The sequence below is a fragment of the Pantoea sp. Lij88 genome, from assembly GCF_030062155.1.
Lineage (GTDB): Bacteria > Pseudomonadota > Gammaproteobacteria > Enterobacterales > Enterobacteriaceae > Pantoea.
This window is the reverse complement of sequence record NZ_CP118269.1, coordinates 1,474,276-1,489,774: the sequence shown is the minus strand read 5'-3', so window position 1 is coordinate 1,489,774 and position 15,499 is coordinate 1,474,276. Positions and strand designations below refer to the sequence as shown.

The following is a 15,499-nucleotide window of genomic DNA, read 5'->3' as shown; positions in this document are numbered from 1 at the left end:
CCTGTCTGTGAGTCTCGCATGGTGTTACCCGTAACACCACTTTGTAAGTGATCAGTATGTTAACTCAGGATAGCGGATTAAAGGTAATGAATGGTGCGGTCGCGCGGATGAAATTATCTGAAAAAAATTCACACACTTAACAAGGATTTATAAAGCTTTGTATAGCTTTGAATCATTCTATCTGCCGTGAAAAGCGATTCAAAGCGCGCCAGTGCAGCGGCACCATAGGTCATTGCCAGTTCGGAGTTGTGCCAGATTTCATCCATCGCCTTCCTCAATGCTGCAGAATCGGATGGAGGGACGACTAATCCGGTAACGCGATCAATATTGATAAAGGTCGTTCCGGTTCCAATCTCACTGGAGATCAGCGGTTTTGAATAGAGCGCACCCTCAAGTAAAGAGATGCCGAAAGCTTCTGATCGTAAATGCGACGGGAAAACCAGACAGGTACATAACTGAAGCAAGGCAGATTTTTCACTATCTTCCAGCGCACCCAGGAAGTGGATGTTATTCACACCTAACTGCTGCGCCTGCGCTTTCAGCTCAGCCTCAATCGGACCTGCTCCAACCACAACGATTGGGTAACGGCTGTTTTTTGCCGCCTCGATTAAAATATGCAGGCCTTTGTAATATCGAAACGTTCCGATAAAGAGGAAGAAGCCATCCGGAAATCTTGCCTGCCATTTTTGCAGAACGGCAGGATCATTATTCTGATAAAACTGTTTATCAAGACCGTAGGGAATAACTTCAACTTTATCTTTGAACTGCTGCAGTACCGGGCTGCTTTCAACATAGTTTGGCGACGCGGCAACGATGCGATCGACACTTGAAAGAAAGCGATTCATTAATGGCGTATAGAGCTTTAACAGCACCTTCTGCTTAACGATATCAGAATGATAACTCACTACGGATGGCTTTTTGATGCCCGCGGCAAAATGCATAAAGTCCATAAAGGGATACGGGAAATGATAATGGATGATATCCGCATGCTGAGCCAGTTCTCTGAACTCTTTTATGGCTGAATAAGAGAATGGCGTCGAGGCAAACTCACACTGCGTTTTGACCCGATGAATCTGATGATTATCCAGGCTGTTTATTTTGTTTTCAAACTGGGGACTATGAGTAAAAACAACAGATTCGATACCTGATTTAAAACCACCTTCTGCGAGCTGATAAATAACCTGCTCAATGCCGCCAAAAGTATCAGGGTAGTAGGTTTTGTAACAGTGTAGAACTTTAATCATATATATTTTGCGACCTGCTCATAAGCTTCAATGGTTTTATCCGCACACAGTGACCATGAAAATTCGCGGGCACGCGCTAACCCCGTATCAATCATACGGCGCTTTTCATCAGCGTTTTCAATCATCATCTGGATGTAATTAGTCAAAGCATGAACGTCCTGAGGTTCATGCATCAATGCTGCATCTCCAGCGACTTCCGGAAGTGATGTTGCATTTGAGCAGATCACGGGTGTTCCTGATGCCATCGCTTCAAGAACCGGCAGGCCGAAACCTTCATAGATTGATGGGAAAACAAAGCTCGTTGCAGCACTGAATAAAAACGGCAGATCTTTACCGGGCACAAAACCTAAATATTTTAGCCACCCTTCTCTCTCGCCCTTGTCAAAGAGCTTAAAGAGTTGCTCATTTTCCCAACCCTTATAACCACTAATGACTAACGGGAAGGCAGATTTTTCCTGAGCGGGCAGACGATCATACGCCTGAAGTAGCGTCAGTATATTCTTTCTTGGTTCAATCGTGCCGGTATACAGAAAGAAACGTCGCCACTTAAGATTATATTTTTCAAGAACCTGTTGTGTTTCTGCTTCATCACGGGGATGAAAATGTTCATTACAGGCCAGAGGTGCTACCGCAATTTTATTATCTTCTATACCAAAGAAATCCATTAACTCATTCTTTGTGTAATAAGAGTCAGTAATCAACATCGACGCACGCGAAACAGTATTCCTTAACTCTTTTTGCATCAGGTGAACGCGGCCAGCCGGATGAAATTGAGGCCAGTGGAATACTGACAGGTCGTGAAAGGTGGCAACACAATGTTTCACGCGAGGCGGTAGATAGTAGTTAGGACTATGAAATATATGATTCTTAAAATCCCTCAGCGCTATCATTTTCATTACCGGAAAAGTCAGGCGATATATTTCACTTACTGTTTTGCTTCTTTGTAACTTACGCTTCAGAGATTGAACCGATTGAGCAGACTCACTCGCGACTGCCAGTGAGTCGCGAGTCTTAGTGCCATGAAGAAACGTCAGTGCGACGTTTTCTCTTTCCTGAAGCTGTTTAGCAAGCTCAAACGCATAACGGCCAATACCGGTTAAAGGATATTTAATACAGTCCGTAGAGTAAACGACGTTTATTGCTTTGCTTCCAGCATCCATTTCAGGGTATCTCTAAGAGGAATTTTAGACGAGGTCTCACCGACTAAGCTATTGAGCAAAGTGATATCGCCACAAAGTTCTTTAATTTCATTAGGCCGTACAAAATCAGGATTAACTTCAATCTTAATATCATGGCCTGTCAGGGATTGGCAGAGATCGACGACTTCCCTCAATGAATGCATTTTACCTGAAGCGACATTGACAGTCTGACCAGATGAGCGGGAATGAAGTAACGCTGAATAGCTTTTAACGACGTCACGCACGTCGGAAAAATCACGCCAAACATCTATATTGCCCAGCTCAATGACATCTTTTCTCTCACGAAAATGTTTGACGATTTTCGGGATCAGGAAATTTTCTGCCTGACCGGCGCCGGTGTAATTGAATGGCCGGGTAATAATAATCGGCAATTTTTCATAAAACAGACTAGTCATGTACTCCATGGCCAGCTTGCTGACCGCATAGTCATTTGCAGGTCTGGCAGGAACCGACTCTGCTAATTTTCCCGGTGTGTTATTACCGTAAACATTAGCACTGCTGGCGACCAAAACTGCATCCGGCATTTTTGCTGATTCGCTAAGAGCCTGTAACAGATTACGCGTACCGCAAAGGTTAACACTATAGAACGCATTCGGGTCAGCATGACCAACAAAAGCGATGGCTGCAAGATGAACAACGACGTCAGGCTGAATACTGTCTACAGCATTTTTTACCTGTGCTGCATTTGTAAGATCAACCTGAAAATAGCGTGAGGAATTCTGGGCGGGAGTTGAACCGAAACCATAAACTTCATATCCGGCAGCGGATAAATCCGCTGCCATATATTGGCCGGTAAAGCCCTTGATCCCAGTGATCAATGCTTTTTTGCCATTAGTCATATCAGAAGGAGAACCCTTGTTTATTGCGGCGCAGATCTTCTTCTACCATCATCGCGCACAATTCTTCGAGCGTGGTTTTTGGTTCCCAGCCCAGAATGTCTTTCGCACGCTGTGGATTACCAATCAGTAATTCTACTTCAGCGGGACGATAGAACTTAGGATTGACCTTAACCACCACTTTATTAGTGGCTACATCGATTGCAACTTCCTGATCATCTTTGCCTTCGAAGCGCAATTCAATGCCAGCAGCTTTGAACGCCATTGAAACGAAGTCACGGACTGTTTCAGTGCGGTTGGTTGCCAGGACAAATGTATCTGGCTCATCAGCCTGCAGCATACGCCACATACCTTCAACATATTCCTTAGCAAAGCCCCAGTCACGCTTGGCGTCCATGTTACCTAACTCAAGCACATCCAACTTACCGAGCTTAATTTTGGCTACTGAATCGGTGATCTTACGGGTCACAAACTCCTGTCCACGCAGTGGTGATTCGTGGTTAAACAGAATGCCGCTTGATGCGAAAATGTTGTAGCTCTCACGGTAGTTAATTGTCATCCAGTGGGCATACAGTTTTGCAACGCCATACGGGCTACGCGGATAGAAAGGTGTATCTTCTTTCTGCGGAATAGCCTGCACTTTACCAAACATCTCTGAAGTAGACGCCTGGTAGAAACGAATTTTAGGGTTAACGATGCGAATAGCTTCTAACAGGTTTACCGGACCAATACCGGTAATTTCAGCGGTGGTCAGCGGCTGGTCAAAAGAAACACCTACAAAGCTCTGAGCCGCAAGGTTGTAAACTTCGGTCGCTTTGCTTTCCTGAAGTAAACGAATGCTTGATGACAGGTCAGTCAGATCATATTCGACCAGGTGAAGATTAGGATTTTGTTTAATTCCTAACTCTTCAATACGCCAGAAGTTTACTGAACTTGTACGACGATAGGTACCAAAGACTTTGTAACCTTTGTCGAGTAACAATTCGGCTAAATAGGCGCCATCCTGACCGGTGATGCCAGTTACGACTGCAATTTTTTCGTTCATTATAAATTCCACATTCTTCGTTTGATTGAAAATTTGTATAATATAATTATAACATTAGTTTAATACTGAAGCTGCAGTTTCAGACCATTTAGTTGATTTGTACTCTGCTTCGATTCTCTTTTCACGCTGATTTATGGCATCAGGGTTTTCAATAAAATACCTGATTTTTTCAGCCCATCCAAGCACATCCCAAGGATCAATATAATCAAGTAGATCACCCGCAACCTCAGGTACTGAAGCTGCTGATGAAGCCAGACAATATTTGCCAAAAGCTAAACTTTCTGCAACTGGAAGACCCCATCCTTCATAGAGCGAAGGATATAATGTAAACCAGGCATTTTTATATAAGAGCGTTAACTCAGGATCGGAAATGTTGTTTAACTGAATGATTTTTCCTTTAATGCGCGGATCAAGACTTAGATCCGTAATAAAATCATTCATTCCCCATCCAGGCATACCAACGAAAACCAGTAATGGTAGCCCTTCGACATTATTATCGATAAGCCGAGTATATGCTTTATATAATACTTCGTGATTTTTACGACGTTCAATGGTAGACACAAAAAGTAAAAACTTTTTATCAAGAATATTCTGGACATCAACTGAAACATCGACAGATTCATTATGAACAGGAAGTTCACAGCCCAGTTTTACTATTGTGAGTTTAGGTATTGGGGTACCTAACTGAATTAAAAGCTCTTCCAGGTCATCACGTGAGCATTTAGAGATACAAAAAATTTCATCGGCACACCAGGCAACATTTGAAAAATAATGTGAAAATTTACCAGCAACATCACCAACGCAAAGATGAGGCAGTTTTACAGGAATCACATCGTAGCAAAAAAGCTTAACTTTGAGGTTTAGTTTCTTCTTTATCAGGTAAAGATAATGAAAATCTTTTTGATCCCAATCAAGACCGAGCGATATATATTCGTCGCCTTGCTGAAAAGGGAATTTGACTTCGGCCGTTGAGCTTTCAAGATGTGAATGTGGTTGATTAAAAACCCCTGCAGGTTTAATCCATTGCTTCAAGGCAAGCTTACTATATCTCAAAGACGTTAAAAAAGTATGAACAGCCTCTTTTCGTGGCAACAGATAATTAATTATTTTCCTTTGCGCTTTTGCAGGAAATATCTGGATCACTTTCAAGACATTTGATTTAACTTTTGTTTTAAGATTGGCTTTTACAACAGGATGAATAACTTCATTATTAGTTTTCTTTTTTACATGCCCATTGATTTTTTCAATAGTATTTCTAACAACATCCGCATTGACTTCATAATATCCATCTTTGGGATTATATGCACAGAACTTCATTGATTTTTTATCAGTCATACTCAGAGCATAAGTCGCACACTCAACTTCTGTTCTTACTATGCCTACTGCAGATCTGTGCCAACCTAAGATGGTTGTTACATCAAGCCAGGTATTATTCATTAATCAAAACCTCATATGCTTCACTAACTTTTAAGCAAATACTTTCAAGTGTTCTTCCCCAGGTTAAGCCTTGAATATCATGTAATTCTGATTCAGTTAATTCTGGGATTGGTGATAATAGTGCCTTACGCGTTGCAGAGAAAAACTCTTGAGGGCTGGTTATTAAACTTACCCTTGCGCAGTTAATGTAGTTTTCAAAGCCGCGGAAAGCAGACTTTGTCCCGATAACATATTTACCTGAATACAATGCTTCAGCAGTTTTCAGATTAGATCCACCGCCGTGTTCAATAGGGAGAAAATATACATGTGCGCGATTTTTTACTTCAGCTAAATCCTCATCATCAAGGACATACAATAGCTCAAGCCTACTTACATTTATATTTGCCCATTTTGATTTAAGAATCTCACGGTAAATATGTTCGCAGACACTACCTGCTATCACCAATTTACTGTCAGGAGGAATGCAAGCTAATGTATCGCCAATAATCTTGTTAAAACTGGTGAAGTTTGGGGGATGAGCGCTTGCAATATAAAGCATCCATGGTGATTTAGGTAATTTTTCAGACCATTTGTCCGTTAATGCCTTTTGCTCCCATGGTTCAATGCCATTTGGTGCAAGTATTACTTCCTCTCTGCCCCAGCTCATCATGAGTTCGGCATCGTTTTTAGTTACTGCAGCAACAACATCAGCACCCAGAGTTGCATTAATCTCAAGTGCCTTAATAACATTAATGACTTCATCTGTATCTTTAACATCATATTGCTGCAATATATCTTCTTTTAATAAATACTCTATATTCTGCGAACCAAAAACAATTACTGATTTATTGAACTTAGGGATATTTCTTATTTTAATAGCTGTTTCCCACATCCAACATTGTTCAACGTAGATTACATCTATTTTTTCAGGTAAATTTGAAACGATTTTATTGAAACCACCCGTCTCAGATGCTGCGTAATAGCCAGTCAACAAATCGTTTATAAGAGGTATATTTCTTCCCTTAAACAATCTGAAACTTGAATCTACTGGAAACGGGACATCAAATGTACCTAACTCATCCCCAATAAAACTTTCTTGTTCGTAAACAGCAATTGAACGTGTTTTCCATCCATTCTCTTTAAATTTTTTGACTAACTGATGAAGTCGAATTTGGCCCCCATGTCTGGGTTTGGCAAAAGAGTAGGTACTAAGAAAAAGAATATTTTTCATTATTTATTCCGTTTAAAAAAAGATGAAATATATCTTAAGGGAGCGGTTATTTTCCAGGATGAGCTGCCTAATATTTCATTAATCTCATTTTTAATATTTTGGTAGTCAACTTTTAATGAACTTAAAGTCTTTTCCAGAATTAACTTATCGGAGTTCAACTGTTGATGATTTAATTCCAATTGGTCATAGTTAGATTTCAACTGAGCATATGAATTAGTCAACTCTATGTTTTTTATTTTTTCTTCTTCTTCACGGTAACTAATAAATTCGTCAAAAACATTTGGAGGAGTTTGAAAACTTGCTGCCAGATAATTATGTTCCTGACATACGTAAAAGCGATTCAACCCATCGAAATATACAAATTCATAATTTCGGTCTAATATTATTTGTTCCCAATTCTCAAAACTTTCTTGTTGAGAATTTGGCTTAGTTGACTCGATTACTACAATCCAGGGTCGAAATTTTAGCCAGTCATTTCCACGAACTACACTTTCCTCAACACCTTCAACATCAATTTTTAGAAAATGGATTTCCGTGAGTTCTTCGGGTAAATTTTCATCGAGGATGTTTTTTAAAGTTCGAACTGATGTTTTAGTCCAATCACCGGTGAACCCATTTAATTCATGTTGTTCGGCCACTGATTTATCTAAAGTCGCCCATCCCCTGACTTCAGATTCCCATATTTCGAGCTCACCTTCAGTGTCGGACAATGCTACATTTAAATTAATGTCTCTGGGACGTGACTCAACAAGCACTTTAAAGTGCTTTCGTAATGGTTCAACATTAATTCCACTCCAACCATTTACGTAAAACAAATTTGTTACAGAATCAATGACTGGATCGTTTGCACCGACATCAACATAGAATCCATTCTCAATATGTCTTAGAGCACGCCACAACATGACATCTTCGAAGTTTTGAGCATAACTAATAATTGGCATATCTATTTAATCTCAATATCGGGGTCAATCCAGGCACATCCAGCAAAATGCGGTTTATTAATATTTATTATATTAAATACTAGTGCAAGATCTCGCCATTCATAATTATTCACTAAATGCGTATCGGTACTTACCAGAGCAGTTTGGATAGAATAACTTCCAGGCCCCAGGTTTGCATTAAATCTAATATTAAATGTATATATTGACCCTTTTTTAGCATCAATAATTGGCTGTTTTTTCAGGTCCGTGTTTGTTCCATAAACAACCTGTCCTAATCGATCTTTAATTCCATAACCCAAAACAAGTCTTGGAAGGTCTTCATGAACTTCAACATCAATTTTTAAAGTAACATCCTGTCCAACATCAATAAACTCGATGCTCTCATTTTTACTATTTAATATTTTTATTTCTTTTACGGTAGCTTCACCGCTACCTGAAATTGTCTGAATATTTCCATCAGGTAATTTAACTTGTTCTATTTTTTGATTTTGTTTATCAGCCAGTAGAGCATTGTAATAATCCATAACTGCTTCAGGATCACCTTCCATTTCAAGTTTACCTTGATTAAGAAGTATTGCTTTATCACACAAGCTTTGTATAGATTGTTTATCATGCGAGACGATAAGCAGTGTAGTACCATCCCGATTAAATTCTCTTATCCTGTTGAAACTCTTATGTTGGAAATAGGCGTCGCCTACAGATAATGCTTCGTCAACAATTAATATATCTGGACGCACAGCGGTAGCGACTGAGAATGCTAGCCTCATTTGCATTCCACTGGAATACACTCGTACCGGCTGATCTATATATGCTCCAATCTCTGCAAAATCTTCGATTGCAGGCATAAGTTCATAGATTTCACTGAGGCTATAACCTAATAACTGTCCAGACATAATGACATTTTGTCTGCCAGTAAAATCAGGATGAAAGCCCATGCCTAGTTCTAACATTGCTGCAACACGACCTTCTAACTTTATCATTCCAGAAGTCGGTTGTGTCGTACCAGTAATCATTTTTAGAAGCGTACTTTTACCAGCACCATTTATTCCTATAATACCTAGTGCTTCGCCTGGATTCACAGCAAAAGAAATATCTTCCAACACCCATTTTAATTTATGATATTTTTTATTACCTGGCATGAACCATTCTGCGAGGCGGCTCCACCTGGTTGGATATTGTTTGTAAGCTTTACCCACGCTTTCGACTGTAATTTTACCCATTATAATTCATCCACCATTTCACCTGAATGCTTCCTGAATAACTTCAATCCAATTATACATAATAATATCCCAATAATTAGCGCAGGTAACAGCTGATGGAATTGCGGATAAATGCCTTTTACTAAAATATTTTGGGCTGAAGAAATAACACCATACATTGGATTAAATGAAAGATAGTGTTTGATTTTTTCAGGTAGAATCTCAGCAGGATATATAATAGGTGTTAACCAGAACCAGAACTGCAATGCGATACCGAAGAACTGCCCTACATCCCTGAAGAAAACATTTAAAACTCCCAAGGTTATACCCAATCCCATTGCGAAAATGATCATGACAATAAGAACAGGAATTAAAGAGAAATAGCTTAAACCCGGGAAGTTTCCTGTAAAAAGAAGGAATAAAGTGAACAGACCAAAAACTATCGCAAAATTTAAAAGCGCATTACAAGCTATGGTTACTGGCAAGCAAAGACGTGGAAAGCTAACTTTTTTCAATAAATTGGCATATTCAAGAAAAACGTTTTGCCCCCTCCCCACAATCTCAGCAAATAAACCCCAGGTTAAGATCCCCGAGCAAAGATAGACACTATATCCAAAAGTATTACTAACTCCTGGCATCTTAGAATGCATAACCTGAGAGAAAATAACTGTATATACAACAATCATTGATAATGGATTGAGTATATTCCAGGCTGCACCGAGTAGCGAGTTCTGGTATTTAGATTGAAACTCTCGCTTAACATTACCAAGAACGAAACCTCTATAGCTCCATAATGCTTTGCCTAAAGAAATAATCATTGAGGTGCCTTTATTAATAAACTAATTTTTTCTAACATGTCGTTTACCAAGACAGATTCATTCCTTGATTCGATGTTCAATCTCAGTAAAGGCTCAGTATTTGATGTTCGGATATTCATCCTCCATGTATCAAACTCAAGACTAATTCCGTCAGTCTCGTCTCTTTTTACTGCCTTGCTTGCGTATAAATCAGTGATTTTCTCAATTATCTTGTGCGCGTTTTGGACTTTAAAATTAATCTCACCACTACAAGGAAACGCCTTCATTCTTTCCGAAACCAGTCCGGAGAGCGTCTCACCTTTTACAGCCAGCAGTTCTGCCACCAGCAACCATGGAATCATGCCGCTGTCGCAGTAAGCAAAGTCGCGGAAGTAGTGGTGCGCACTCATCTCGCCACCATAAACTGCATCTTCTTCACGCATGCGCTCTTTGATGAAGGCGTGACCGGTTTTGGACATCACCGGAATACCACCCGCTTTGGTCACCACATCAATGGTGTTCCATGTCAGGCGCGGATCGTGAATGATTTTCGCACCCGCTTCTTTTTTCAGGAACGCTTCGGCCAACAACCCAACAATGTAATAGCCTTCAATGAACTCAGCATTCTCATCGAACAGGAAACAGCGGTCAAAATCACCGTCGAAGGCGATACCCATATCCGCCTGATTCGCACGCACAGCATCAGAGGTGTCTTTACGACACTCTGGCAGCAGCGGGTTCGGAATACCATTCGGGAAGTTGCCGTCAGCTTCATGATGCACTTTGATAAACGACACTGGCGCATTGGCCTGCTTAAAGCGTTTTTCAATTTCATCAATGATATGACCCGCAGCACCGTTACCTGAATTGATCACCAGCTTCATCGGCTTAGTGAAATTATTCAGATCGATGTAGCCCATCAGGTGATCAACGTAGGCATCCAGCACAGAAATCTGTTTGTAACTGCCACGTTTGCCCTCTTCTACCGGAGCAAAGTCATTAGCTTCAGCCAGTCGCTGTACGTCACGCAGACCGGTATCACCGCTCACAGGCCGCGCACCCTCACGTACCAGTTTCATGCCGTTATAGTTCATAGGGTTATGGCTGGCAGTGACTTCAATACCGCCATCAATACCTAAATGGAACGTGGCAAAATAGATCTCTTCAGTTCCACTCATACCAATGTCGAGCACATCGGTGCCTGCATCACGCAGTCCATTGGCCAGTGCCAGCTTTAACGACTCGCTGGTCAATCGGACATCGCCGCCCACCACGATCGTTTTTGGATGGATAAATTCGCCATAGGCCCGGCCAATGCGGTAGGCAATGTCTTCATTCAGTTCAGTGCCTAACTCACCACGGATGTCATAAGCTTTAAAACAGGTCAGTGCTGCCATGTTCTTGTCAGTCCTTACTTACTTGCAAACTGTTGTTTAATCAAAATCAGGTCGTCGTCACCAAGATAGGAGCCCGACTGAATCTCCAGCAGTTCCAGTGGAATCTTGCCTGGGTTTTCTAAAGTATGCGGGTGACCGATTGGAATAAAGGTTGACTGGTTCTCTGTCAGCAACAGGGTTTTATCCTGAATGGTGACTTTCGCTGTCCCTGACAGGATTACCCAGTGTTCAGTGCGGTGATAGTGCATCTGCAACTGGAAGGCTTCGCCCGGCTTAACCGTAATACGGTTGACGTTGAAACGACCCGTGTTCACCACAAGATCACAACGTCCCCATGGCCAGTAGGTTTCACGATGGCGTCGATATTCGCTGCGACACTCGCTTTTCAGGAACTCAACCACACGCTTTACATCCTGAACCTGATCTTTACGCGCGACCAGGACGGCATCTTTGGTGTTCACAATCACCAGATTTTCAACACCAATGGCGGCAACCAGTTGATCTTCGCTGTTGATGTAGCAGTTTTTAGTGTTGTGCAGGAAGGTATCGCCCTTCAGGGAGTTGCCATGATCGTCTTTATCATTCACTTCCCACAGCGCAGACCAGGAGCCCACATCACTCCACCCGGCCGCCAGGGGTACGACGACGGCGGCATCGGTCTGTTCCATCACTGCATAATCCACTGACTCATCAGGACAGGCGATAAAGTCATCTTTGTCGATGCTGATGAAATCGTTGCCTTCTTTGACGTTAGCCATGGCACGACGGCACGCTTCCAGGATGTCCGGACGGAATTTCTCCAGCTCCTGCAGATAGCGTTTAGCGCGGAACATGAACATACCACTGTTCCAGTAATACTCACCGGATTCAAGGTACTGCTCAGCAGTGCTCTGGTTCGGTTTTTCGACAAAGCGCTGAACCTGATAAGGACCATTTTCTGCGCCAGGCAGCGCTTCGCCGCGCTGAATGTAACCGTAGCCCGTTTCCGGACCCGTTGGCACGATGCCGAAAGTTACCAGCTTGCCCTGTTTGGCATAATCGGTAGCAACCTTAATCGCCTGGTGAAATGCAGCACGGTCTTCAATGACGTGATCGGCGGCCAGTACCAGCAGAACCGGATCATCACCCTGCTCTACGGCGTTCAGCGCAGCGAGCGCAATTGCCGGAGCGGTGTTGCGACCTACGGGTTCAAGAATAATGTTATGGGATAGCTTGTTGATTTGTCGCAACTGCTCGGCCACGAGGAAACGATGCTCCTCGTTGCAGATTACCATCGGTGCGCGTGCTTCGACGCCGCTCAGACGATTAACAGTCTCCTGCAGCATGGAGTGTTCACCATGCAGACAGATGAACTGTTTTGGGTAAAGTTCGCGGGAAAGGGGCCATAAGCGGCTGCCGGTTCCTCCGGCCATGATTACGGGAAGTAACATTCCACATCCTCTAACAAATTTAAACATGCTATGCATATAAGCGGGTCAATTTTTATTCATTACGAATAAATAGCCACGCTACCGCCCCTGGCTTGCAGCAACCAATGCGCTGTGTGATAGGAATCTCGCCTTCACAGGTTAGCTTGTCGATGCGCTGATTATATTTCAATCAATCGCATACGGGTTCCGGGATAACTGCAAATAGTACATTTTGTGCGGCAAAAATAATATGCCTAATCTTTCATTGCCACTGACAAAACTTAAGAGTGACTAAACATTGATCCCACACTGCATTGGGAAATGTCATCAATGGCAAAACAGCATAGTAGCGTATGGAGAATCACGCTTTGCGCCTCTTCACAGAGTCGGATTACCTTGTATTGTGATTAATCGCTGCTGAAGCCAGACCAGGATAATTCTGTATTCAGTAATGAAACCGCCGCAATCTGGCCTTGGGGTGAGGATGGGGAGCTGGAATATGCAATTCCTCTTATCGCAGGCAAAAAAAAACCCGGCCGAAGCCGGGTGTTTGTCTATTTTTTCAACTACCGAAACCCATCCGGGTTCTTGCTCTGCCAGTTCCACGTATCGCGCATCATCTCATCGATGCCGCGCGTCACGCGCCAGTCGAGCGTACTGTTCGCCAGTGACGCATCGGCCCAGAACGCAGGCAGGTCGCCGTCACGGCGTGGCTTGATCTCAAACGGAATCGCCTTACCGGATGCCTTCTCGAATGCCTTGATCATCTCAAGCACGGAGAAGCCTTTGCCGCCGCCCAGGTTAAAGGCGGTGTAGCCTTCCACTTTGCTCAGATGGTCCAGCGCTTTCAGGTGCCCTTCGGCCAGGTCAACCACGTGGATGTAGTCACGCAGGCAGGTGCCGTCTGGCGTATCGTAATCGCCGCCAAACACGCCCAGCTTCTCCAGGCGGCCAATCGCGACCTGCGCGATGTACGGCAGCAGGTTGTTCGGGATGCCCGTCGGGTCTTCACCGATTTCGCCTGACTCATGCGCGCCAACCGGGTTGAAGTAACGCAGAGCAATCGCCTTGAACTTTGGCTCTGCTTTCGCGAAGTCACGCATCACGAACTCGATCATCAGCTTAGAGGTGCCGTAAGGACTCGTCGTGCCGCCAATCGGGGTGGTTTCAACATACGGAACCGGTGCATCTGCGCCGTAGACGGTCGCTGATGAGCTGAAGATGAAGTTCCAGACGCCGGCATTGCGCATCTCTTCCAGCAGCACCACGGTGCCCGCGACGTTGTTCTCGTAGTACTCCAGCGGCATGCGGGTCGATTCACCTACCGCTTTCAGCGCTGCGAAGTGGATCACGGCTGAAATGCTGTTGGAGACGAACAGGTCACGCAGACAGGCACGGTCACGGATATCGCCTTCAACGAAAGTCGCTTTCTTACCCGCCAGTTTCTCAACGCGGTTAATCGCTTCGCGAGAGGCATTGCAGAGGTTATCCAGAACCACAACATCATCACCGCGCTGCAACAGCGCCAGTACCGTATGAGAGCCGATGTACCCTGCTCCGCCCGTTACCAAAATTGCCATGTGAGCTCCTTTCAATCTGCCGCGCAGAACGCGGCGAATGGTTTACTTTTGTTTTGCGAGGATGGTCTGGATAGCTTCGCGGAAATCACGACCCTGCGCGTTGCTGCGCAGTCCGTAAGAGACAAACGCCTGCATGTATCCGAGTTTACGACCGCAATCGAAACTGTGACCGGTCAGCAGCGAAACATCAACGGTTTTATGTTTGCTCAGGCTGGCAATCGCATCGGTCAGCTGGATACGGCCCCATGCGCCTGGCTCAGTGCGCTCCAGTTCTGCCCAGATATCAGCAGACAGCACATAACGGCCTACCGCAGCCAGGTCAGAGCTCAGGCCTGCAGTATCTTCTGGCTTCTCAACGAAACCGGTAATGGTGCTCACGTCGCCTGGGTGATCGATCGGCTCTTCAGTGGTGATCACGGAGTACTCAGAGAGATCGGACGCTGGCATATGCTGCGCCAGAACCTGGCTGTGGCCGGTCTCTTCGAAACGGGCAACCATCGCAGCGAGGTTATAACGCATGTGGTCAGCGGTAGAGTCATCCAGCAGCACGTCTGGCAGCACGACGACGAACGGGTTATCACCGATCATCGGGCGGGCACAGAGAATGGAGTGGCCCAGGCCCAGCGGCTGTGCCTGGCGCACGTTCATGATGGTTACGCCTGGCGGGCAGATAGACTGCACTTCGCTCAGCAGCTGACGCTTCACACGCGCTTCAAGCAGCGCTTCCAGCTCATAGGTGGTGTCGAAGTGGTTTTCTACCGCATTTTTAGAAGCATGCGTGACCAGCACAATCTCTTTAATACCCGCGGCAACACACTCGTCAATGATGTACTGGATCATCGGTTTATCGACGACAGGCAGCATCTCTTTCGGAATGGCTTTAGTCGCAGGGAGCATATGCATACCGAGGCCCGCAACGGGGATTACTGCTTTAAGCTTGGTCATATTTATTCCGTTTAATAAAATGAAGATGTGGGTCGATTATGCAGGATCGGCCGGAAGTCCAAGTATAATCTTTATCTGAAAAGCGGACAGTAACTCTCTGTCATAACTTGGAAATTCGGCATTTTGCCCATTGCCAGCGACGGCATAAACTGAGTAAAGACAATCAGTAATCGAATATCGCCACTGCGTTTTTCACGCCGGGTTGCTGCAACGCTGAGACCAGCCATAAATGAAAACGGGCGACCCTGAGGTCGCCCGTT

13 protein-coding genes are annotated in these 15,499 nt (G+C 44.0%); all 13 read right to left on the bottom strand.

Annotated features, from left to right (window positions below):
* Positions 1 to 128: 128 nt before the first annotated feature.
* Positions 129 to 1,244: a glycosyltransferase family 4 protein gene (locus PU624_RS10650; protein ID WP_283547587.1), complete on the bottom strand. Its 1,116-nt coding sequence runs from the start codon at positions 1,242 to 1,244 to the stop codon at positions 129 to 131.
* The gene (locus PU624_RS10645; protein WP_283547586.1) at positions 1,241 to 2,404 is read right to left on the bottom strand and encodes a glycosyltransferase family 4 protein; all 1,164 of its coding nucleotides are present in this window, start codon (positions 2,402 to 2,404) and stop codon (positions 1,241 to 1,243) included. The genes PU624_RS10650 and PU624_RS10645 overlap by 4 nt, the downstream gene beginning before the upstream one ends.
* The gene (locus PU624_RS10640) at positions 2,380 to 3,282 is read right to left on the bottom strand and encodes a GDP-mannose 4,6-dehydratase (RefSeq protein WP_283547585.1); all 903 of its coding nucleotides are present in this window, start codon (positions 3,280 to 3,282) and stop codon (positions 2,380 to 2,382) included. The genes PU624_RS10645 and PU624_RS10640 overlap by 25 nt, the downstream gene beginning before the upstream one ends.
* A gap of 1 nt (position 3,283) precedes the next feature.
* Positions 3,284 to 4,324, bottom strand: a complete 1,041-nt coding sequence (gene gmd, locus PU624_RS10635; protein WP_283547584.1) for a GDP-mannose 4,6-dehydratase — start codon at positions 4,322 to 4,324, stop codon at positions 3,284 to 3,286.
* Positions 4,325 to 4,378: 54 nt separating this feature from the next.
* On the bottom strand, positions 4,379 to 5,761 hold the full coding sequence (locus PU624_RS10630; protein ID WP_283547583.1) for a glycosyltransferase family 4 protein: 1,383 nt from the start codon (positions 5,759 to 5,761) through the stop codon (positions 4,379 to 4,381).
* Positions 5,754 to 6,971 carry a glycosyltransferase family protein gene (locus PU624_RS10625; RefSeq protein ID WP_283547582.1) on the bottom strand — a complete coding sequence of 406 codons (1,218 nt, stop codon included), beginning with the start codon at positions 6,969 to 6,971 and terminating at the stop codon, positions 5,754 to 5,756. Before PU624_RS10625 ends, PU624_RS10630 begins: the two co-directional genes overlap by 8 nt.
* On the bottom strand, positions 6,971 to 7,912 hold the full coding sequence (locus PU624_RS10620) for an FkbM family methyltransferase (RefSeq protein ID WP_283547581.1): 942 nt from the start codon (positions 7,910 to 7,912) through the stop codon (positions 6,971 to 6,973). The genes PU624_RS10625 and PU624_RS10620 overlap by 1 nt, the downstream gene beginning before the upstream one ends.
* Before the next feature lie 2 nt (positions 7,913 to 7,914).
* A complete protein-coding gene (locus PU624_RS10615) occupies positions 7,915 to 9,132 on the bottom strand; it encodes an ABC transporter ATP-binding protein (RefSeq protein WP_283547580.1) in 1,218 nt (405 codons plus the stop codon).
* Positions 9,132 to 9,926, bottom strand: a complete 795-nt coding sequence (locus tag PU624_RS10610; protein ID WP_062758081.1) for an ABC transporter permease — start codon at positions 9,924 to 9,926, stop codon at positions 9,132 to 9,134. Before PU624_RS10610 ends, PU624_RS10615 begins: the two co-directional genes overlap by 1 nt.
* Positions 9,926 to 11,305: a phosphomannomutase CpsG gene (gene cpsG, locus PU624_RS10605; protein WP_283547579.1), complete on the bottom strand. Its 1,380-nt coding sequence runs from the start codon at positions 11,303 to 11,305 to the stop codon at positions 9,926 to 9,928. Before cpsG ends, PU624_RS10610 begins: the two co-directional genes overlap by 1 nt.
* Before the next feature lie 14 nt (positions 11,306 to 11,319).
* Complete coding sequence (locus PU624_RS10600) at positions 11,320 to 12,735, bottom strand: mannose-1-phosphate guanylyltransferase/mannose-6-phosphate isomerase (protein WP_283547578.1); 1,416 nt, start codon at positions 12,733 to 12,735, stop codon at positions 11,320 to 11,322.
* Between the two features lie 545 nt (positions 12,736 to 13,280).
* Positions 13,281 to 14,294: a UDP-glucose 4-epimerase GalE gene (gene galE, locus PU624_RS10595; RefSeq protein ID WP_283547577.1), complete on the bottom strand. Its 1,014-nt coding sequence runs from the start codon at positions 14,292 to 14,294 to the stop codon at positions 13,281 to 13,283.
* 42 nt (positions 14,295 to 14,336) lie between these two features.
* Positions 14,337 to 15,239, bottom strand: a complete 903-nt coding sequence (gene galF, locus PU624_RS10590; protein ID WP_283547576.1) for a UTP--glucose-1-phosphate uridylyltransferase GalF — start codon at positions 15,237 to 15,239, stop codon at positions 14,337 to 14,339.
* Between the last annotated feature and the right edge of the window lie 260 nt (positions 15,240 to 15,499).

Bases quoted from the DNA above. Each gene is read 5' to 3' on its own strand.
- PU624_RS10625 (WP_283547582.1), bottom strand. From the start codon at position 6,971: ATGAAAAATATTCTTTTTCTTAGTACCTACTCTTTTGCCAAACCCAGA.
- PU624_RS10645 (WP_283547586.1), bottom strand. From the start codon at position 2,404: ATGGATGCTGGAAGCAAAGCAATAAACGTCGTTTACTCTACGGACTGT.
- PU624_RS10620 (WP_283547581.1), bottom strand. From the start codon at position 7,912: ATGCCAATTATTAGTTATGCTCAAAACTTCGAAGATGTCATGTTGTGG.
- PU624_RS10650 (WP_283547587.1), bottom strand. From the start codon at position 1,244: ATGATTAAAGTTCTACACTGTTACAAAACCTACTACCCTGATACTTTT.
- galE (WP_283547577.1), bottom strand. From the start codon at position 14,294: ATGGCAATTTTGGTAACGGGCGGAGCAGGGTACATCGGCTCTCATACG.
- galF (WP_283547576.1), bottom strand. From the start codon at position 15,239: ATGACCAAGCTTAAAGCAGTAATCCCCGTTGCGGGCCTCGGTATGCAT.
- cpsG (WP_283547579.1), bottom strand. From the start codon at position 11,305: ATGGCAGCACTGACCTGTTTTAAAGCTTATGACATCCGTGGTGAGTTA.
- PU624_RS10600 (WP_283547578.1), bottom strand. From the start codon at position 12,735: ATGTTACTTCCCGTAATCATGGCCGGAGGAACCGGCAGCCGCTTATGG.
- PU624_RS10630 (WP_283547583.1), bottom strand. From the start codon at position 5,761: ATGAATAATACCTGGCTTGATGTAACAACCATCTTAGGTTGGCACAGA.
- gmd (WP_283547584.1), bottom strand. From the start codon at position 4,324: ATGAACGAAAAAATTGCAGTCGTAACTGGCATCACCGGTCAGGATGGC.
- PU624_RS10640 (WP_283547585.1), bottom strand. From the start codon at position 3,282: ATGACTAATGGCAAAAAAGCATTGATCACTGGGATCAAGGGCTTTACC.
- PU624_RS10615 (WP_283547580.1), bottom strand. From the start codon at position 9,132: ATGGGTAAAATTACAGTCGAAAGCGTGGGTAAAGCTTACAAACAATAT.